This window comes from Stenotrophomonas sp. SY1, assembly GCF_021202945.1.
Lineage (GTDB): Bacteria > Pseudomonadota > Gammaproteobacteria > Xanthomonadales > Xanthomonadaceae > Stenotrophomonas.
The window spans coordinates 193,739-214,278 of record NZ_JAJOYR010000001.1 but is presented as its reverse complement, the minus strand read 5'-3'; the positions used below and the strand labels follow the sequence as shown (position 1 = coordinate 214,278).

The window sequence follows — 20,540 nt, the reverse complement described above, 5'->3', positions numbered from 1 at the left end:
TTTCGCAAACACTTGATTTAACAAGAAATTCACTTAATCCAGCGCTCAGACAGATGAATGCGCCATCTTCAAAAATGTGAACTAAAAATTAATGTGACGGACTTCGCATTGCTGCACGACAGCACTGGCGACGGCCAACTGCGCTGAACGGCGGGTACAGGCGACAGTCCGGCAACCCTGGAAGCGTCCTGGCAGAGGAGCGGGGCCTGCATCGACGAGCGGGATCGTGGGCCATGCACCCTTCCGAAGCGGGGTTCGGCACCCGCTGAACGGCAGCGGGGCGTTGCTCCACCCACTGCGCATCAGCGCCAGCACGACTGGCCCTGGCCTGGCTCGCGCGCCGGGGGCTTCACTGAAAACTGTGACATTGCGCCGACCACCCCCGGCGCGACGCAATGCCCGGTCAGAGCGTCAGGCGATAGCCCGAGCCCCGCACCGCGCGGACCGGCAGGGTGCAGCCGGTGCCACTGCGTACCCGGTTGCGCAGCCGGTGGACCAGCACTTCGATCCGGTGCGGGTCGAAGCTCCATGGCTGGTCGGTGAGAACCGCAATCAGCCGCTCGCGACCGACGGTTTCGTCTGGCGCGGCAAACAACAAGGACAGGAACGCACGCTCGGCTTCGGTCAGGGCCAGCACCGTGCCACTGGGCGCACGCAGGTTCCAGCCACCGGACTCCAGTTCCCAGCGGGCGCTGCCGGTTGCCGCCTCCTGCACCTGTGCCAGTTCGCCGGGCAGGCGCCGGCGCAGGCTGTACAGCTTGGCCGCCAGCAGATCCGGCTCGGGCCGGTGTGGCATGCAGGCGTCAGCACCGGCCCACAGGCCTTCGGCAATGCGTTGCGGCGTGGCCGCATCCACCAGCAGCACCACGCCAAGGTCGTCGCGCCGACGCAGATGCCCGACCGTGGTGGCCAGCCCCTTGCCCATCAATGCGGTGTCGATCAACACCACGTCACACGGCACGATCGCCAACTCGCGGTACAGCGCTTCGATGCTATCCATCGCATGCACCTGTGCGCCGTAGCGCAGCAACGGTTGCACGATGTCGAGATTGCCCACGATCCAGACCCGCAGCGGCGCCAATGCCTGCGCGTTGTCGGCGTCAGCCGCCGCGTTGTTATCGAGCAATGCCACTCGTTCTCCCCTGTTCTGCAGGTCAAGCGATCTGCCTAGTCGGGGGGAATCTTAGCCCAGCGTAATGTCAGTTACTCCCCAGACAATCCTTAGCTTTGGTCTTACTCAGCCATCAGGCAAAGCCTCGATCCGGCCTGTCAGCGCTGCGGAACTCCCCACCAACCTTCCAAAAAACTGTGAAACAGCGCCGTAGCAGGCGTTTCGGGACGCAGGCCGGTGTCACGTGTCATAACCGCCCAGCGACAAGTAGGACCCAGGAACGTGGCATCAGGCCGTCGTCAAGGTGCAACAGTCATGCCATTCACCCAGCGCATCCACTGTGGGCGAATGCGCAATACGTAACCGCGATGATCGTTTGAGGGCGGCAACGACAGGCCTATCCGGCAATGCCGTGCGACAGGAACCCGATCACGCAGTGGCCACCTGCCATCAACGAAAAACCCCGCGCTCCGAAGAACGCGGGGTTGGCTCGCTGCCCAGGCAGGCGCTTTTGCCGGTGCGTGCTTACTCCACCGGTACGCCCATTTCCTTGAGCAGTTCCGGCGCCGGGTAGACCTTGGCCAGCAACCAGCGCAGGTAACGCATGTCCACATGCACCGCGCGCTTGTAACGCGGGTCGAACCACCAGCTGGCGCTGACCGATTCCCAGTTCGAATCGAAGTTCAGGCCGATCAGCTCGCCCTTGGCGTTGAGCACCGGCGAACCGGAGTTGCCACCGGTGGTATCCAGGTTGGTCAGGAAGTTGACCGTCTGGGTCTTCAATGCCGGGTCGGCAGTGCTGCCAAAATCACCCTTGGCAATGGCTGCGAGCAGCGGCTTGGGTGCGTCGAATGGCACCGTATTGGTGTTTTTCTCGACGATGCCGGCCACGGTCGTCACCGGCGAGTAGCTCACCGCATCACGCGGATGCAGCGCCTCGACCTTGCCATAGCTGATGCGCAGCGTGCTGTTGGCATCCGGATACACCGCACGGCCCTGGGTTGCACGCCAATCAAACAGCGCCTGCATGTAGGACGGACGCAGGCGCAGCTGCTCACCCTCTCGTGCCTTGCTCTCGCGCTCGGCGTTGAGCTGCGCCATCACCAGCGCTGACGCCACCGACACCAGCGCGTCGCCTTCGATGAAACCGCCCTTGCGCGCGGACTCGAAGCGCGACAGACGCTGCGCTTCGTCGCCCAGCCTGGTCTGGGCGTACATCTCATCCAGATGCCTGCCCAGCTCAGCCGGGGTACGGCCGAACAGGTTGTCGTAATGGGCGTCGCGCTGTGCATCGGGCAGTTGCTGGTAACGGGTCAGCAGCGCGGTCAGGATCGCCTTTTCCACCGTCGGGTCGTAGCGACGCTGTACCTGCTTGAGCACGCCTTCGATCAGGGCCTGGTCGCGCTGCTGGTAACCGCTCTCACGCTCGGCATCGGGCTTGGCCGATTCGATACGCAGGCGCTCGAGCAACATGGCCGAACGCAGCAACTGGGTCTGGCTGGACAGCAGCGTTACCAGGAACTCGCTGGCGCCCACTTCGCGGTCGGCCGCCAACGAAGCAAACAGCGCATCGATATCCGGCTTGTACTTGCCATCGGCGGCGGCCAGCATGGCCTGTTCATCCTGCGCACGCTGGGTCTTGGCATCGCTGCGCAGCAGGCCTTCCAGTTCACCGGCAGCGCGCTTGCGGTTGTTCTTCAGCGACTGCAGCTGCGAGGCATAACGCGTGCGCGCATCGGCATTGCTCTTGCCGGCCGCTTCGATGGTGTCGATCAACTGCTGGAACACCTCCACGCGACGCGGCAGCACGGTGTCGATCTGGCTGGCGAACTCGGCGGCGGTGCGCAGGCGATAGGTAGTGCCGGGGTAACCGGCCAGCATCGCGTAATCACCTTCCATCGGACCATCCAGCGACATCTTCAGGTGTGCCGGCGGCTGATACGGAACATTGTCCTTGTTGTAAGGCGCCGGCTTGCCGTCCTTGCCGACATAGGCGCGCAGCAGGGTGAAATCGCCGGTGTGGCGCGGCCACATGAAGTTGTCGATCTCATCGCCGTAGTTGCCAATGGCGCGCGGCGGCGCGTAGACCAGACGGATATCGGTCAGCTCCAGCTGGCGGATGCGGTAGAAATCCGTGCCGTAGTACATGTTGGCCACCGAGCAGCGCACGCCACCTTCGGCCTCGCAGTCGGCGACGATGCGCTTGCGTGCGTTCTCCACCGCGTCGTAATAGGCGCGGCCGGTCTTGCCGCGCGCGTCCTTGAGCACGTCATCGGTGACCTTGTCGAAACCCACGGTCACCAGCACCCGGTAATCCGGGTTGGCGGCGCGCTCATCGGCGCGGCCCTGGGCAATGAAACCGTCATTGATGGTGTCGTGTTCCTTGCTGGCGTTGTACTGGATCACGCCATAGGCCACGTGGTGGTTGGTCAGCAGCAGGCCATCGCCGGACACGAACGCACCGGTACCGCCACCCACCCGCACCACCGCGCTCAACGGCGGCGCGGTGACGTCCGCCAGCTCCGCCGGATTGCCCTTGAAGCCGGCCTCCTTCAGCGTTTTTGCCAACTCCGGCAACTGCGTGGGCATCCACATGCCCTCGTTGGCGTTGGCGGCAGCAGCCAGGCTCATGCCCAGCACCAGCGCGGCGGTAAGCGGTTTGCGCGTCATTGGAACTCCAGCGGATTACAGAACAGCCGCCGACAGTAGCGATGGCGGCCGGGAGCGGCAACCGCCGTCGGTAATGGGCGAGGACTGGAATTGGCGGAATTGGCAACTGCGGTCGATACAGGCCGAAGGATGCAGGTGCGGCGCAAGCGGCGATGCCGGGAATGTTTCCCTGCCGTTCTGGTTGCCATTGCAGACATGCCGGACGTCGGGCACATCACCGGCGTGGCGGCCTACACCGCTCCTGCAATGGAAGGTCGCTGCACCTGTTTTCTGCCAATCCCACCACCTCCAATCCCCGCTTGTTGCCTACAATCGCCACACAACTGAACAGGGGCTTCAAGGATGATTGTTGGTATTGATCTGGGCACCACGCATTCGCTGATCGGCATGCATACGGCTGACGGCCAGGTGCTTTTTCCCAACCCGCATGGGCAGGTGCTGACGCCCTCGGTGGTCAGCGTGGTCGATGGCGCGGTGCTGGTCGGGCAGGCCGCGCGCGACCGGCTGGTCAGCCACCCGCAGGCCAGCGTGGCGCACTTCAAGCGCTGGATGGGCACTCACCGCGAAACCCGCCTGGGTGAGCATCGCTTCCGCCCGGAAGAACTCTCCGCGCTGGTGCTGCGTACATTGCTGGCCGATGCCGAAGCCGCACTCGGCTACAAGGTCGAGGAAGCGGTGATCAGCGTGCCGGCGTATTTCTCCGATGCACAACGCAAGGCCACCCGCGCCGCCGGTGAGCTGGCCGGCATTCGCGTCGAGCGCCTGATCAACGAACCCACCGCCGCCGCGCTGGCCTATGGGCTGCAGCAGCGCGAGCAGGAAGGTCGCATCCTGGTGCTCGACCTTGGCGGCGGCACGTTCGACGTTTCGATCCTGGAGCTGTTCGACGGCATCGTCGAAGTCCATGCCAGCGCTGGCGACAACTTCCTCGGTGGCGAGGATTTCCTGCAGGTGCTGGTGCAGGCCTTCAAGCAGGAGACTGGCCTGGATACCGCCACGCTGGACGGCGTCGAGCAGGCGCAGCTGCTGCAGCGGCTTGAACAACTCAAGCGCGAACTCAGCGCGCGCAGCCTGGTCGAACTGGAAATCACCCTGGCCGGGCGCGAACTGAAGTGGTCGGTTGACGAAACCCGCTACGCCCAGCTGTGCGAGCCGCTGCTGCAACGCATGCGCGCACCGATCGAACGCGCCATCCGCGATGCGCGGCTCAAGCCCGATGCGCTGGACGACATCATCCTGGTCGGCGGTGCCGCACGCATGCCGATGGTCACGCGCCTGGCCACGCGCATGTTCGGGCGGCTGCCGTTGCGTCACATCAACCCGGACCAGGCCATCGCGCTGGGCGCCGCCGTGGCCGCAGGCATGAAGGCACGCGACAGTTCGCTGCAGGAAGTCGTGCTGACCGATGTGTGCCCGTACACACTGGGTACGCAGGTGTCGCGGATGGGGCCGGACGGCAAGGAACGCAGCGGCTACTTCCACCCCATCATCCAGCGCAACAGCGTGGTGCCGGTTAGCCGCGAGGATGTCTTCCACCCGATCCACGCCGAACAGAAGTTCCTGCGCATCGATGTCTATCAGGGCGAAAGCCCGACCGTGGACAAGAACATCAAGCTGGGTGAACTGCAGGTGCCGCTGACCACCCGCGAGGGCGAGGGCGACCGCTCCGTCACCACCCGCTTCACCTATGACGTGGACGGCATCCTGCAGGTGGAAGTCACCGAGAACGCATCGGGCAAGCGTCATGAGCTGGTGCTGGAGCAGAACCCCGGCGTGCTGGCACCGGAGCAGATCCGCCAACGCTTGCAGGCGCTGGATGCACTGAAGATCCACCCGCGCGAGCAGCAGGTGAACCTTGCACTGATCGCCCGCACCGAGCGCATGTATTCCGAGTATGTGGACCAGCGCGATCAGCTGCAGGGCTGGCTACTGCAGTTCCGCGAAGCACTGGAAAGCCAGGAGACGCAGCGGGTCGAACGCCACCGCCACGAGCTCAGCAAAGCGCTGGATGCGCTGGAGGGCGTGTATTGAACTGGGCGCTGGAAGTACTGGAGCTGGAGCAGGGCGCGGACGAACGTGCGATCAAGCGGGCCTATGCGCGGCTGCTGCGTGGCAACCGCCCCGACGATGACCCCGAGGCCTTCCAGCGGCTGCACGAGGCCTACCAGACTGCATTGCAATGGCACCGCTACCAGCAACAGTTCGAGGCCGAAGCCATCGAGGAGCAGGAGCAGGAACTGCACGGTTCGCAGGCCCAGCCGATGCTGGCGCCGCACGATACACCAGACCCGGATACCGACCTGGTCATTCCCGACCCGCAGTGGACGCAGGCGACATCCGCACCGGCACTGCATGCCGTGCCGATGGCGGTGATCGAGGACGCACCTGCAACGCCGGCGGCGCCTGCATTCCAGGCGGTCGATACGGCCATGCCGCTACAGCGGATCGACCTGGATGCGCTGGTTGCCCGCGTGCTCGACGCTGCACAGGCAATGAGCGATGTCGCCTTTGGCCAATGGCTGCTCGCCTGTCCGGAGCTGTGGTCGCTCAGTGGCAAGGCCGACGCCGGCGCCTTGCTGCTGCAGCGGCTATACCCGGGCGAGCTGGCCATCTGTGCTGCCAACTTCGACCAGATTGCGACCTCCTTCGGCTGGGATGAGATTGGCAGCGACGTCGACCCGGACACGCTGTCGGCCATGCGCCGTGCCATGCATCTGCGCTGGGTATTGCAGGCGGGCAACGAGTCGATGCTGGCGCAGGTGCTGCGGGCAGGCGACAACGGCTCGGTGACCCAGGCCGACGCACATCGCTACCGCGAGCTGCTGGTGCGTCCTCGCAGTCGCCTGCAGGCGCTGTGCAGTGCCTGGAATCCAGCGCTCGTGGACAGGATGCGCGCGGCCCTGCAACAGCTCGGCAATCTTGGGGACACGCTGCCCTGTCCGCCGCTGCGCGCCGAACAGGTGCAGTTCTGGCACGAGGTGACCGATGAAAGCCGGATCACCGGCAACCGCGCACTGCTTGGCCTGATGCGTGGATTGATGCTGTCGGCGCTGTGGTTGTTGTTGCCAGTGGTGGTCTACACGATGGGCGCAATTGCCGAGATCAGCGCCGGTCGTGGTTGGCCGGCGGCCGGCAGCCTGCTGACCCTGGGCGGCATCGGCGTGGGGGTGGTGATGCTGGTAGGCATGGGCACGCTGCCGTGGAAGTTGTTGTGGCAACGCATGTTGCCGCTGCTGATCCCTGGCCTGGCCGTGATTGGCATTGCCATCGGTCGAACGGAAGTGCGGTTCATCGGCTCCATATTTGGCGGCGCGGCGTTGTGGATAGTGACGATACTGGTACTGCGCAACTTCCCATCGGTGGCCAGGGTGGTACCGATGATGCTGGCCATCGGCCTGTTCTTTGTCGCGCCCTTCGTCACCAGCCACATGAAGCTGTCCTATGCCGAACTGACCGGCGGACTGGCGCTGCTGATCTACGGCTTCGAACGTTGGCGGCTGCGGAAGCGGTAAGGCCGGGACTGGGCATTGGTGATACCGCGATTGGCAAGTAGAGCGCAGCCATGCTGCGCTGGAGCATTACCGGTGAAGCCCCTGCCGAGCATGGCTCGGCACTACCGGTGGTGCTGCGCGGGCCTTCCGCAGCCGGCGCCTGCAGCAGCGGTGTCAGCCGCGAAGCTGGCGACGTGCCCGAGGCAGGACATCCCTGCAATTGCACATCCACCAGTACGGACATGCTGTCAGTGTCGCGGCTGACGCCGCTCCTGCAGCGACATGTCGCTGCGCCTGCCTCTGCCAACCGCCGATCCGCCCCGCTCCAATTGCCGCTTACTTTTCCGTGCGCCAGTTGACCGAGCCACGGTTTTCCACGGTGGACGATTCGATTTCCACGTCGAAGCCGCGCCGCAGCAGGTACTTCAGGGTCAACACCGAACCGCTGCCTACCAGCGATACGCCGTAACCGACGTAAAGCTTGGGCGTTATGTACTTGCCCACGCCGATCACCGAACCACCCAGCGCGCGCGACTGGCTCACGCCGGCGTCGTCCAGGCCGAGCTTGGCACCCACCTGCGCGGCCAACAGGCCGCTGCCGGCCGACAGCGCCGCCGAGGCCGCGTTGACCTGCTGTGCCTGGTCGCTGCTGGCCATGCTCATGCTGCGGCCGAGCACCAGGTAGGCAAGCGCCTCGGATTGCGACATCGCCGGAGATGACCAGACGTCCACTTTCGGCGCCTGCGCACGGCCGGTGACATGGATGCCGGCGGTGATGTCACCCACCTCGCGCTCGGCCTTGATGTTGATGCGCGGGTCCGAAACGATGCCGTAGTTCCACAGCAGCTGGCCTTCGGTGATGGTCAGGTCCTGGCCATAGGCCTTGTAACGGCCGCTCACTTCCAACCCGCCGTTGGCGGTCATCTCGCGGCCCGGCCGTGCACGTACCTGCATCTTGCCGGTCAGCGCGCCCTTCAGGCCGAAGCCGCTCATCTTGACCTTGTTGCCCAGGCTGACGGTCAGATCCATGTCCAGCGGCGAGGACGGGCCTTCTTCCGGGTCCACCGGGTCCAGCACCACGATGTCCTCCGATACCGAAGTACCCCGATCCAGACGCTCAAGGTCCAGGTCGGCCTCGGGTACATGCACGCTACCGCGCAGTTCCATCGCGGTGCCGGCCAAAGTGAAGTCCAGGTCGGGGTTGGCAACCACCCGCATCTCGCTGGTGTTGGCCAGCAATACGTTTTCGCCGTGGATATGCAGTTGCAGCGGCTGTGCATCGCCGAACCAGGACAATCCACCGTCCACCTTGAGTGCACCATCACCGCCGGTCTTGGCCGAAGCACTGATCCGCGCCGAGCCATCGGGCTGTGCGATGAAGTCGCCCACGCCTTCGCTCAGGGTCAGCCCCAGCGCCGGCAGTTCTCCGGTGAAGTCACTGAGTTTTGCCTCACCGCCCAGGGTCGGCTGCGAGCGCGTGCCGCGCAGGCTGACGTGTCCCTCGACCAGGCCCTTGGGCCGCACCAGATCCGGCGAGAACAACTCCATCCAGTACAGGCGCGCCATGTTCAGGTACAGCTCGCCGGTCAATGCCGCATTCGGCTCCCAGCCGGTCTGCACCCGCGCATCGACGAAGCCGTCGCCCTGGAAGCCCACGCCCAGGTAGCCCTTGATGCTGTTGGGCTGCATGTCCACGTTGATCGAGAACTGGTCATAGCGCACCAGCTCACCGCGTGCGTTGTCACCCAGTCGGATGCCGCCTTCGGGCGAGGCCACCTTGAAGCTGCCTTCCCAGGCGTTGCCACGCGGGCGGATGTTGCCATCCAGGGTGACTTCGCCGCGCAGGTGCAGGCGCCGCCCCTCGTTGGGCGGCAGCCACGGCTGCACCAGCGCCAGCGGCAAGGCATCGCCGCGCAGCTTGATGCCTTCTCGCGGCCAGTTGGCGGCCACGCACAACGCGCCGCCAGTGTCCGCGCCCAGGCAGGCATCGCCCAGGCTGAAGTTGCTGCCCTGCACGTTGAACGCCGCCGCTTGCCGCAGTTGCCACGGCGCGCCCTTGGCCGGCGCCACGCGCAGCGACGCCAGTTCGCCACGCCACGCCTGCCCGACCTGGCGCACGCTGCCACTGAGTGCGAGGGTGCCCAGCTCATTGCCGGTGTCCGCATCCAGGCGCAGGTTCTGCACGCTGCCGCGCGCGTCGATGCGCACGCTGTCCAGCAGCATGCCCACTTCCACCGCATTGCCCTGCACCTGCAGGGCGCCGTTGTCGCCCTTCCACGGCAGGTGGCCGTTGATGCTGATCTGCCCGGCTTTCCAGTCTTCCCATTGCAGGCCGCTGCCGCGCAGGTCGGCGGTGATGTCAGGCTGGCTGGGCGTGCCGCGCAACTGCAGGGTGCCGGCTAGGCTGCCGCTGCCGTCGGGCAGCAGATCGGACAGGCGCAGCGGCTCCAGCCGTGCGTCCACGTTCAGACGTTCGCCCACCTTGCCCTTGGCCTCTATGCGGCTATCGCCCATCACCAGGCGCACGTCGCCTTCGCCCTGCTTGCCCTGCAGGGCGAGCTTGGCGCGTGCATCCACGCTGCGGCCGCGCAGGCGGCCCTTGAGCTGCGGCACATCGACCGTGGCCTCGAACAGCATCTCCTCGGTACCGGCCGGAGGCGGCAGCTGCTTGCCCTTGGACGCGAGCGTGCCGGACAGGTCGCCTTCCCAACCCGGCAGGAAATAGCCGGGATCGAAGCGGGCCAGCTTGGCGTTCACATCCCACGCCAACTCCGGTGCCCACGCTGCCGAACCGGTCAGATCCAGCGAGCCACCGGGCGTGGTCGCGGTCAGGTGTTCGATATGCGCCTGCTGGTCGTTGCCGCGCACGTCGAAATCCAGGTTGGCATCCTGCTGCTCGCGCGCCACGTCGGCATTGCCGATGGCCGCCCAGTTCTTCAGGTTGCCAGCCACACCCAGCTTGGCCTGCTTCAGGTGCAGCGGTACAGGCGTGGTGTCGGCGGCGGCCGGATCCGGTTCGGGCGTCCAGGTCAGCTGGTCAGCCACCACCGCGAAGCGGAAGCCGGGGTTCTGGGTATCGGTGAAATCCGCCTTGCCCTGCAGGCGCACGGTGCCACCGAAGGCTTCCACCACCAGCGGTGCGACGGTCAGCACCTGGTTGTCGAGAATGATGTTGGACGGCGCCAGCACCAGTTCCTGGTCGCCCTGGCGCACGCGGCCCTGCAACTGCGCCTTGCCGCCACGGCCACGCGCGTTGAAGTCCAGCGCCAGCGCGGCCGGTGCCTCGGCCATGAACTGCGCAGGCACCAATTGGCCCAGGTCCAGTTCCTCGCTGCGGGCCGAGGCGCTCCACACCGGGTCGTTGCGACCGTCGAACACCAGGCGGGCATGCAACGGCTTGGGTACGTAGCCGGCCAATGCCACTTCCATGTGCGCCAGGTTGCCGCGCGCCACCAGGCCCAGGCGTGCCGGTGCCTGGCCCGGGCGCGGCGCCATCAGCGCGCGCACGGTCAGGTCGGTCTGGTAATCCTCGCGCGGCAGGTAATGGCCGTCGATGCGGAAATCGCCCAGGTTGCTGTTGACCTTGAGCTGGGTGGTACGCACTTCGCCATCGGCCGCTTCGATGCCACCGCGGATGCGGGTGATGTCGATGATCGGCTGCTGCATCTGGGTGATGCGCAGGCCGTCGACCACGATGGTGTCGGCCTGCAGCGCCAGCGGCAGGTCGATGGCTGGCAGCACGTCCGGCCAGCGCGGCAGTTCGAACGGCTTGTCTTCCGGTGGGCCCAGCTCCAGCGTGGCGTCAGTGATGCGCAGCGCATCCAGGCGCAGCTTGCGGCCCAGCAGCGGACGGATGTCCGGGTCCAGATACGCTTGGCCGGCGGTGAAATGCAGGTCGTTGAAGCGGAAATCCAGGTCGTGCAGCACCAGCGGCCCGGCCAACGGGCCTTCGACCTTGCTCCAGGTCAACGACGAACCGGCCGGCAACCGTGCCACCACCTGCGCCAACAACACTTCGCGCCCAGCCACGGTCTGCAGCAACCAGTACAGGGCAAACAGCCCCAGCAGCACCAGCACCGTCACGCTGATGCCGCTGCGGATGGCCAGCGTGCGCAGCCGCGCCTTGCGCTTGGCGCGCAGCTCGGCGATGCGGGCTTCGCGTTCTTCCGGTGTCACGTCGTCCGGTTGGCGGCTCACAGGTCGGCTCCGATGTTGAGGTACAGCTGGAACGCCGAATCCGGGTCATTCAGACCCCGCGCGATATCGATGCGCACTGGACCCACCGGTGATTTCCAGCGCACGCCGATGCCCACGCCGGTATGCAGGTCGATGTTGTTGTCGAACGCACTGCCGGTATCGACGAACACCGCCGCGCCCCACGGGCCGCCATTGAAGTAATGCTCGTATTCGGCCGAACCGACCACCAGGTTCTTGGCGCCCAGCGCGTAGTTGTCCGGCGGTGGCGTGCGCGGGCCGACTTCGCGGTAGGCGTAACCGCGGATGGAGCGATCGCCACCGGCGAAATAGCGCAGGCTTGGCGGCATGGCCACCAGGTCGCTGGTCCAGGTGGTACCGGCCTGGCCGCGCAGGATCAGGCGGTCGGCAGCGCCCACCGGAATGAACCAGCGCAAGGTGGCGTCGGCCTGTACGAAGCTGGTGTCCGAACCGGCGCCTTCGATGCCGCCGCGCATGGTCACGTTGCCGCTGAAGCCGCTGCGCGGGAAGCTCTCGTCATCGACGTTGATGTAGTCGCCGGTCAACTGCGGATAGACCAGCGTGGAGTACTGGTAAACCGGGTCATTGAACGTCTTGCCGGTGCCATAGCGCCAACGCTCGCGCAGTGCGTTCATCGAGACGATGGCGGTCCAATGCTCGTTGATCTCGCCGCTGCGGCTGGCGATGAGCTTGAAGTTGCGCATGTCGATGTAATCGGTCTGCTCGTCGTAGGCGCTGATGGCGTAGGTGTACCAGCCATCAAGCCAGCGGAAGCCGGGAACGCGGTAGCTGGTGATCAGGCTCTTGCGCCGCTGCGCGTAATCCAGCTGGGTATTGAGCTTGTGGCCACGACGGTTGACGTAGCGGCGCTCCACGCCGCCGCGCACACCCGCGCCGCTCTCGCTGCCGTAGCTGACACCGGCGGTGTAGATGGTGCGCTTGGCCTTGGTCAGCTTCACGTTCACCGGCACGTCGCCGTGTTCGTCGGCCAGGTCCGGGCGCGGCTGGATGTCGATGACGCTGAAGTAATCGAGTTTGGTCAGCGATTCACGCAGGCGGTCGAGCTTGCCTTCGTGCCAGTAACTGCCTTCTTCCCAGTACACCAGCGGCTCGAACAGGCCAGGGCGGAAGTAATCCTCCTGGAAGGTGGTCGGCCCCATGTTGTAGCGGCGGCCGCTGTCCCAGCTGAGGAAGATGTCGGCGGCGTTCTCGGCGCGGGTAACTTCGACCTTGCGCTGGGTGAAGTCGGCATCGAAGTAGCCACGCTCGGCCAGGCGCCGGGTGATCACCACCTTGCTGGCTTCGTAGCTCACCGAGTCGAACGGCTGACCGGCCTTGGGGGTGAACGCATCCAGATCTTCCTGCAGGTAGCGGTCGCGCGAAGCCGGCCCGGTGATGATCACCTCCTCCTGGCGCACCTTGATCTGCTGACCCTTGTCCACCTGGATCAGCACCTGCAGGTTGTCGCCGGTGCGCGGCGCATCGATGCTGATGGTGGGGTTGTAGTAACCGAACGGTTCCAGCGCCTGGCGGGTCTGGCGTTCGGCCTGCGAGAGCAGGTACTCCAGCCGCGATTCACCCTGCACCTTGCCGATGGCGTCATACAGCGACAGCGAGACTTCGATGTTCTCGATGATCTCGGCATCGGCTCCCTTGTCCAGGCCCTTGATCTGCACCTTGTCGATGGTGCCGCGGGCATGGGCGATGGTTGCCGTCAGCAAAGACGCGGCAAACAGGAGGATCTGGGCGATTCGGTAGGGCTGCATGCCGGTCAGGATACCGGGGTGATCATGACCGGCAAAATCACAGCGCGGTAACGCGGGGATCGGTATGGCGGGGGCTTGGATCTGGTACTGCCGATTCGCAAACAGCGGCTGGATGCAGGCCGGCCATTGCAGGAGCGGCCTTGGCCGCGAAGCCGGGAACATGCCCGCGCCGGAGAGATGTGCGATTGCATACATGCTCGGCATCTGGTGGGCCGCCAGCTTCGCGGCTGACGCCGCTCCTACAAGAACGGCCCTCTGCTGCGGCAAGTCGCCACCATCTGCTTCTCCCAACCTCCAAACAAACAAAGCCCGCTTTCGCGGGCCCTGTTTGTTGAAACAACCATCCGATCAGCTGGACAGGTGCTCGATCGCGGCCACGCTGCCGAGGCGGTCACCCAGCGTGCGCAGCAGCGCCAGGCGGTTGCCGCGCAGTGCGGGGTCTTCGGCATTGACCATCACGTTGTCGAAGAACGCATCCACCTGCGGGCGCAGACGGGCCAGGCGGCCGAGCACGGCCACGTAGTCCTTCTGCTGCAGGCTGGCGCCGGTATCGTCGATGGCCGCAGCCACCGCTTCGGCCAGCTCGCTCTCGGCCGGCTCGCGCAGCAGCGACGCGTCGATCATGCCCGGGATCTCACCCTCGGCCTTGCGCAGGATGTTGCGGATGCGCTTGTTGGCCGCAGCCAGTGCCTCGGCTTCCGGCAACTGGGCGAAGGTGCCGATGGCGTCGATGCGGCGGTCGAAGTCGTACAGCGAGACCGGCTTCAGTTCGGCCACGGCGTTGAAGTGGGTGGCCGGCACGCCCCTGTCGGCGTAGTAGCCCTTCAGGCGGTCGATGATGAAGTCGTACAGCTCGCCGACATCGGCCTGCACCTTGCGCTCGGCCAGGCCCGCGTTGGCGGCGCTGAGCAGCGCGTGCAGGTCCAGATCAAACCCCGACTCGATGACCGTGCGCGCCAACCCCAACGCATTGCGACGCAGCGCGAACGGGTCCTTGTTGCCGGTCGGCTTCAGGCCTGCAGCGAAACCACCGGCCAGCGTGTCCAGACGCTCGGCGATCGCCAGCACCTTGCCCAGCGGCGACAACGCAATGTCATCGGCGGCGAAACGCGGCTGGTAGCTCTCATCGATGGCCAGTGCCACGGCAGGCGATTCACCACCGGCGACGGCGTAATGACGGCCGGTGATGCCCTGCAGTTCCGGGAACTCATTGACCATGCGCGACTGCAGGTCGTTCTTGGCCAGTTCGGCGGCACGCTTGGCCTGCACCGGGTCGGCACCCACCTGGGCGGCAATCACCTGCGCCAGCGCACTGACACGCTGCACCTTGTCGGCCACGCTGCCGAGCTTGGCCTGGTAGGTGACGGTCTTCAGGCCCTCGCCCATCAACACCAGGCCCTGCTTGAGATCTTCATCGAAGAAGAACTTGGCATCGGAGAAACGCGGACGGATCACGCGCTCGTAGCCCTTGGCCACTTCGGCCACGTCCTTGGATTCGATGTTGGCGATGCCGATGAACTTCTCGGTCAGCTTGCCGCCGTCATCCAGCACCGGGAAGAACTTCTGGTTGATCTCCATCGTCTCGATCAACGCTTCCTGCGGCACTGCCAGGAACTCGCGCTCGAAGCTGCACATCACCGCCGCCGGCCACTCGACCAGGTTGACCACCTGCTCCAGGTTGTCGTCGGTGATGCGCGCAACGCCGCCAGCCTGGGCGGCTGCAGCGTTGACCTCGGCGACGATGCGCTCGCGGCGCGCGTCGGCATCGACCAGCACGTTGGCCGCCTTCAGCGACTCGACGTAGTCGCCCGGGTTGCTCAACCACACCTGCTTGTCGGCCATGAAGCGGTGACCACGGCTCATGCGGTCGGACTTCAAACCCAGCAGCTCGGCATCCACCACGTCGTTGCCGTGCAGCAGCACCAGCCAATGCACCGGGCGGGCGAAGGCGTACTCGTGGCTGCCCCAGCGCATCGGCTTGGGAATCGGCATCGCGGCGATGGCCTCGCGCACGATCTCCGGCAGCAGCGCTGCAGTCTGCGCGCCCGGGGTGACCGAACGCAGCACGAAGCGCTCGCCCTTGGCATCGGTGGTGCGCTCCAGCGCGGTCCACTCGATACCGGCCTTGGCGGCAAAACCCTGCAGCGCCTTGGTCGGCTCGCCGTTGGCGTCCAGCGCGATGTTCAGATACGGGCCGAACACTTCCGAATGCTGTTCGGGCTGTTCGGTTTCCACGCCCGGCAGCAGCACCGCCAGGCGGCGCGGGGTCGACAACGGCTTGGCGTCATCGCGCTCGAAGGCGATGCCACGCTTGGCCAGCCCGTCGATCACGCCATCGAAAAATGCCTGCGCCAGGCCCGGCAGCGCCTTGACCGGCAGCTCTTCCACGCCCAGTTCGATCAGCAGCGGTTGCATGCTCATGCCTGCACCTCCTTGGCGGCCACGGCTTCGATGCGCTTGGCCTCGTACAGCTTGGCCACGGCCATGGCGAGCGCGCGCACGCGCAGGATGTAACGCTGGCGCTCGGTCACCGAGATGGCGCGGCGCGCATCGAGCAGGTTGAACGAATGCGAGGCCTTGCAGACCTGTTCATAGGCCGGCAGCGGCAGGCCGGCTTCGACCAGCTTCTGCGCTTCCTTCTCGCAGGCGTCGAAGCGGTGGAACATTTCTTCCACGTCGGCGTACTCGAAGTTGTAGGTGCTCTGCTCCACCTCGTTCTGGTGGTAGACGTCTCCGTAGGTGACCGGGGTGCCGTCCGGGCCGTAGGTCCAGATCAGGTCATAGACGTTGTCGCAGTTCTGCAGGTACATGCACAGCCGCTCCAGACCGTAGGTGATTTCGCCCAGCACCGGCTTGCACTCCAGGCCACCGGCCTGCTGGAAGTACGTGAACTGGGTGACTTCCATGCCGTTGAGCCAGATTTCCCAGCCCAGGCCCCAGGCACCGAGGGTCGGCGATTCCCAGTTGTCCTCGACGAAGCGCAGGTCATGCACCAGCGGGTCGATGCCCAGCGCCTTGAGCGAATCCAGGTAAAGCTGCTGGATGTTGTCCGGGCTCGGCTTCATCGCCACCTGGTACTGGTAGTAGCGCTGCAGACGGTTGGGGTTCTCGCCGTAGCGGCCGTCGGTGGGACGGCGGCTGGGCTGCACGTAGGCCGCGTTCCAGCTTTCCGGGCCGATCGAGCGCAGGAAGGTGGCCGGATGGAAGGTGCCGGCGCCCACTTCCAGGTCCAGCGGCTGGATCAGCACGCAGCCCTGTTTTGCCCAGAAATCGTTGAGGGTCTGGATCAGGCCCTGGAAGGTGATGGGAACGTTGGGGGTCACGGACATGCTGCCTGAGCCATGCAAAAGGGGTGCGCTAGTATAGCCAGCGGCCGCCCGATGGCCGTGCCAGCAAGGGGTTTGGGGTGGAACAGCACGCCGCGCAAAGCGCACAGATACCGCCGATTGCCGTCGCGATCGCCACCGGAAGGCTGCAGTTTTCCAATGTGGTCAGCGCCCTGCTGGGCGATGGCCTGGTCGCTGCGCAGGACCAGGAACGCATCCGTTTTTCCGCCCAGGGCGCGCGCAATGCCAGCGAGGTGCATCCGCTGGTGCTGCTGGCCAATCTGAAGCTGGCCGCTGCGCCGCCGGCGACCGGTGAGCTGGCCCTGGAGCGGCTCACCGAGTGGCTGGCCGCCCGCACCGACACCCGCTACCTGCGCATCGACCCCACCCGCGTGGACGTGGCCGCCGCCACTGCCGTGGTCTCCCATGCCTACGCGCGCCGGCACCGCATCCTGCCGCTGGCCGTGGACAGCGAGCGCGTGCTGGTGGCCACCAGCGAGCCGATGGCGCGCGACTGGATGCCGGACCTGCAGCACCTGACCCGGCGCCGGATCGATGTCGTGCTGGTCAACCCGCTGGACCTGCACCGCTATTCGATGGAGTTCTTCGGCGTCACCCGCTCGGTGCGCGGTGCCCGTGGCGACGTGCGTGATGGCGGCAACAGCACCGGCCTGCCCAGCTTCGAGCAGCTGGTGGAACTGGGCAGCTCCGGCGACGTCAACGCCGACGACCATCATGTGGTGAGCATCGTCGACTGGTTGCTGCAGTACGCCTACGAGCAGCGCGCCAGCGACATCCACATGGAGCCGCGCCGCGACAAGGGCCGCATCCGCTTCCGCATCGACGGCGTGCTGCACAAGGTGTTCGAGATTCCGCCGTCGGTGATGACCGCCGTGGTCAGCCGCATCAAGGTGCTCGGGCGCATGGACCTGGCCGAGCGCCGGCGTCCGCAGGACGGCCGCATCAAGACCCGCTCGCCAGGCGGGCGCGAAGTGGAAATGCGCCTGTCCACCATGCCCACCGCGTTCGGCGAGAAGTGCGTGATGCGCATCTTCGACCCCGACTCGGCGTTCAAGAGCATCGAGCAGCTGGGTTTCAGCCCGGAAGAGGCAGCCGGCTGGAACGAACTGGTGGCCCGCCCGCACGGCATCGTGCTGGTCACCGGCCCGACCGGCTCGGGCAAGACCACCACGCTGTATTCCACGCTCAAGCGACTGGCCACGCCGGACGTGAACGTGTGCACGGTGGAAGACCCGATCGAAATGATCGCGCCGGAATTCAACCAGATGCAGGTGCAGGCCAACATCGACCTGGACTTCGCCGCCGGCGTGCGCACCCTGCTGCGACAGGACCCGGACATCATCATGATCGGCGAAATCCGCGACCTGGAAACCGCGCAGATGGCGGTGCAGGCCTCGCTCACCGGCCACCTGGTGCTGTCCACCCTGCACACCAACGATGCACCTTCGGCGATCACCCGCCTGCTCGATCTGGGCGTGCCGCATTACCTGATCGCCTCCACCGTCAACGGGGTGCTGGCGCAGCGCCTGGTGCGCACGCTGTGCCCGCACTGCAAGGTGCCCGACACGCTCGATGACGCCGATTGGGCGCCGCTGCGTGATGCCGGTGATGCATTACCTGATGCCATCACCGCATATGCGCCGGTCGGTTGCCTGGAGTGCCGACGCACCGGCTACATGGGCCGGGTTGGCCTGTATGAGTTGCTGCCATTGGGTTCGCGGCTGCGCGCACTGATCACCCGCGACATGGATCTGGCCGGATTCAGCCGCGCCGCACGTGGTGAAGGGCTGCGTACCCTGCGCCGCACCGGGCTTGAAAAGGTGGCCGCGGGGCTGACTACAATCGAGGAAGTCCTGTCTGTCCTGCCGCCCACGGAATGAAGCCCCAGCCGTTCTTGATCATTGAAACCGGGCAGCCGTTCCCGACCCTGAAGCGCTACGGGCGCTTCCCGCACTGGATTCGGGTTGCCGCCGGCCTGGAGCCGGCCGAAACCGTGGTGGTCAACGTCGAGCACGGCCAGGCGCTGCCCGAACGCGACGGCTTTGCCGCCACGATCGTCACTGGCTCGGCCGCCTTCGTCACCGACCGCGCCGACTGGAGCGAGCGCAGCGCGGACTGGCTGCGCGAAGCCGCCCACGGTGGCATGCCGCTGCTGGGCATCTGCTACGGCCACCAGTTGCTGGCTCATGCGCTGGGCGGGCAGGTCGACTACAACCCGAGTGGACGCGAGTCGGGCACGATCCAGCTGGAACTCGAAGCCCCGGCCTCGGCCGACCCGCTGTTTGCCGGCCTGCCGGCGCGGTTCCCGGCCCATGCCACCCATCTGCAGACCGTGTTGCGCGCCCCAGACGGCGCCACCGTGCTGGCCCGCTCGGCGCAGGACAACTGCCACGCCTTCCGTTGGGGCGAACAGACCTGGGGCCTGCAGTTCCACCCCGAGTTCGCCACCCACCACATGCGCGGTTACGTGCGCGCCCGCGCCGACTGCATCGCCCGTCACGGCGGCTGCGCCCGCAGCGTCGCCCGCGAGGTCAGCGCCGCGCCGCTGGCCCGTCAGCTGCTGCGCCGCTTCGTGCGGCATGTGCGGCGGGGCGGGATTGATGACGGCGGGCTCCGGGGTTCGGTGCAGCGGCATTCGTAGGCCGGGATCGGGTTCTCGCGATCTTTCGCCGTTCAGAAGCTACCCCTCCCCAACCCTCCCCTTGGCTGCGCCAAAGGGAGGGGCGGTTCGTGCAGGTCGATCGGATGGCAGCGCCGTCGCTTCTACCCCCTCCCTTTGGCGCAGCCAAGGGGAGGGTTGGGGAGGGGTGCTCTCTGCCTCCAGGCTGACCCGACGCACTACTCCATCCCACCAGCCATGACTTGTTCCTCATAACCGGAACCGGGGTTTCAGGCGATAATCCGCGCACGTCGGCCTGCCCGGCGTCCCCCCCTGTTTCGGAACTGCAATGAGCGAGATTCGCAAGGTACCGGCCTCTGCCGGTGCGGAATGGCTGTTGACCGGCTTTGGTCTGCTCAAGCGCGCGCCGCTGGCGTTGGGTTCGCTTGGCGTGCTGTGGGGCGTGGGCACCTCGCTGGTGTTGTCGCTGGCGCTGCTGGCCCCGGCGTTTATCGGCCTGGTGCTGCAATTCCTGCTGATCCTGGCCGGGCCGCTGTTCATGGGCGGCCTGCTGTGGGCCATCCGCGAGGTCGACCAGGGCCGTCATGCACGTCCGGCACACCTGCTGCACGGCGTCCAGGAAGGCCGCGCGCCGCACCTGCTGATGGCGCTGCTGCCGCAGTTCCTGGCGGCGCTGGTGCTGGGCGCGCTGCTGTTCGTGCTGGTCGGCACCGATGGCCTGCAGAAGCTTTCGGAAGTGACGCTCAAGCTCAACGAAATCAGCCAGTCCGGCGTGCAGCCGGAGCCGTCGCAGATCGAGGCACTGGTCGGCACGCTGCCGGCCGGTCGCATCCTGTTGTGGCTGTTGCTGATGCTGGGCACCTTCGCCGCGCTGACCTTGGCGCTGTTCGTGATGCCGCCGCAGGTGATGTTCGACAACGCCACCGGCGTGCAGGCACTGCGTCAGAGCCTGCGTGCCAGCGCCCACAACCTGCCGGCGATGCTGGTGTTCTTCGTGCTGGCCTTCATCGCGATCTTCGCGATCTACTTCGCGGTGATGATCGTGGCGCTGATCATCGGCCTGGTCGCCGGCCAGGCCGCGGCCATGGCCATCGCGCAGCTGCTGTTGATGGCGGTGCTGATGCCGGTGTTCGCCGGCTCGGTCTACGCGGCGTGGAAGCAGATGCTGGCGCCGGCTGCGGCCAATAACGGCAACGGCACGCCGCCGCCGCTGAACAAGGGCCACGTGTTCGAGGCCTGATGCCGCCGGAAACTGGGGCAGGCTGGAGCCGCGCAATGGCTGCCATGCTTTCCCGCCCGTCATTCCCGCGCAGGCGGGAG

The 20,540-nt window shown here is 66.1% G+C and carries 11 protein-coding genes; 5 read left to right on the top strand and 6 right to left on the bottom strand.

Annotation, left to right across the window (positions count from 1 at the left end; translation table 11 throughout):
- Positions 1-403: 403 nt before the first annotated feature.
- Together LR961_RS00800 and LR961_RS00795 are read right to left on the bottom strand one after the other, a co-directional pair.
- Positions 404-1,132, bottom strand: coding sequence for a winged helix-turn-helix domain-containing protein (locus tag LR961_RS00800; RefSeq protein ID WP_232146528.1), 729 nt, complete (start codon positions 1,130-1,132; stop codon positions 404-406).
- Positions 1,133-1,636: 504 nt separating this feature from the next.
- Positions 1,637-3,781, bottom strand: coding sequence for a S46 family peptidase (locus tag LR961_RS00795; protein WP_232146527.1), 2,145 nt, complete (start codon positions 3,779-3,781; stop codon positions 1,637-1,639).
- Between the two features lie 342 nt (positions 3,782-4,123).
- Here LR961_RS00795 and LR961_RS00790 point away from each other — a divergent pair, with 342 nt between their 5' ends.
- The gene (locus LR961_RS00790; RefSeq protein WP_232146526.1) at positions 4,124-5,812 is read left to right on the top strand and encodes a molecular chaperone HscC; all 1,689 of its coding nucleotides are present in this window, start codon (positions 4,124-4,126) and stop codon (positions 5,810-5,812) included.
- Positions 5,809-7,293: a J domain-containing protein gene (locus LR961_RS00785; RefSeq protein ID WP_232146525.1), complete on the top strand. Its 1,485-nt coding sequence runs from the start codon at positions 5,809-5,811 to the stop codon at positions 7,291-7,293. Before LR961_RS00790 ends, LR961_RS00785 begins: the two co-directional genes overlap by 4 nt.
- A gap of 315 nt (positions 7,294-7,608) precedes the next feature.
- On the opposite strand, the gene LR961_RS00780 is transcribed toward LR961_RS00785, so the two are convergent.
- The 4 genes from LR961_RS00780 to glyQ form a co-directional block, all read right to left on the bottom strand.
- Complete coding sequence (locus tag LR961_RS00780) at positions 7,609-11,421, bottom strand: translocation/assembly module TamB domain-containing protein (RefSeq protein ID WP_232149133.1); 3,813 nt, start codon at positions 11,419-11,421, stop codon at positions 7,609-7,611.
- A 44-nt stretch (positions 11,422-11,465) separates the two neighbouring features.
- The gene (locus tag LR961_RS00775; RefSeq protein ID WP_232146524.1) at positions 11,466-13,253 is read right to left on the bottom strand and encodes an autotransporter assembly complex family protein; all 1,788 of its coding nucleotides are present in this window, start codon (positions 13,251-13,253) and stop codon (positions 11,466-11,468) included.
- A gap of 348 nt (positions 13,254-13,601) precedes the next feature.
- Positions 13,602-15,674, bottom strand: coding sequence for a glycine--tRNA ligase subunit beta (gene glyS, locus LR961_RS00770; RefSeq protein WP_232146523.1), 2,073 nt, complete (start codon positions 15,672-15,674; stop codon positions 13,602-13,604).
- Complete coding sequence (glyQ, locus tag LR961_RS00765; RefSeq protein ID WP_232146522.1) at positions 15,671-16,582, bottom strand: glycine--tRNA ligase subunit alpha; 912 nt, start codon at positions 16,580-16,582, stop codon at positions 15,671-15,673. The genes glyS and glyQ overlap by 4 nt, the downstream gene beginning before the upstream one ends.
- 107 nt (positions 16,583-16,689) lie before the next feature.
- Here glyQ and LR961_RS00760 point away from each other — a divergent pair, with 107 nt between their 5' ends.
- The 3 genes from LR961_RS00760 (at position 16,690) to LR961_RS00750 (ending at position 20,460) form a co-directional block, all read left to right on the top strand.
- Entirely contained in the window at positions 16,690-18,480 is a 1,791-nt protein-coding gene (locus tag LR961_RS00760; protein ID WP_232149132.1) for a GspE/PulE family protein, read from the top strand.
- The gene (locus tag LR961_RS00755; protein ID WP_232146521.1) at positions 18,477-19,241 is read left to right on the top strand and encodes a glutamine amidotransferase; all 765 of its coding nucleotides are present in this window, start codon (positions 18,477-18,479) and stop codon (positions 19,239-19,241) included. Before LR961_RS00760 ends, LR961_RS00755 begins: the two co-directional genes overlap by 4 nt.
- Positions 19,242-19,548: 307 nt before the next feature.
- Positions 19,549-20,460, top strand: a complete 912-nt coding sequence (locus LR961_RS00750) for a BPSS1780 family membrane protein (protein ID WP_332311001.1) — start codon at positions 19,549-19,551, stop codon at positions 20,458-20,460.
- Positions 20,461-20,540 lie beyond the last annotated feature (80 nt).

What these genes read in the sequence shown, in the direction of transcription:
- glyS (WP_232146523.1), bottom strand. Translation starts at nt 15,674, where the DNA reads ATGAGCATGCAACCGCTGCTGATCGAACTGGGCGTGGAAGAGCTGCCG.
- LR961_RS00775 (WP_232146524.1), bottom strand. Translation starts at nt 13,253, where the DNA reads ATGCAGCCCTACCGAATCGCCCAGATCCTCCTGTTTGCCGCGTCTTTG.
- LR961_RS00755 (WP_232146521.1), top strand. Translation starts at nt 18,477, where the DNA reads ATGAAGCCCCAGCCGTTCTTGATCATTGAAACCGGGCAGCCGTTCCCG.
- LR961_RS00790 (WP_232146526.1), top strand. Translation starts at nt 4,124, where the DNA reads ATGATTGTTGGTATTGATCTGGGCACCACGCATTCGCTGATCGGCATG.
- LR961_RS00750 (WP_332311001.1), top strand. Translation starts at nt 19,549, where the DNA reads ATGAGCGAGATTCGCAAGGTACCGGCCTCTGCCGGTGCGGAATGGCTG.
- glyQ (WP_232146522.1), bottom strand. Translation starts at nt 16,582, where the DNA reads ATGTCCGTGACCCCCAACGTTCCCATCACCTTCCAGGGCCTGATCCAG.
- LR961_RS00795 (WP_232146527.1), bottom strand. Translation starts at nt 3,781, where the DNA reads ATGACGCGCAAACCGCTTACCGCCGCGCTGGTGCTGGGCATGAGCCTG.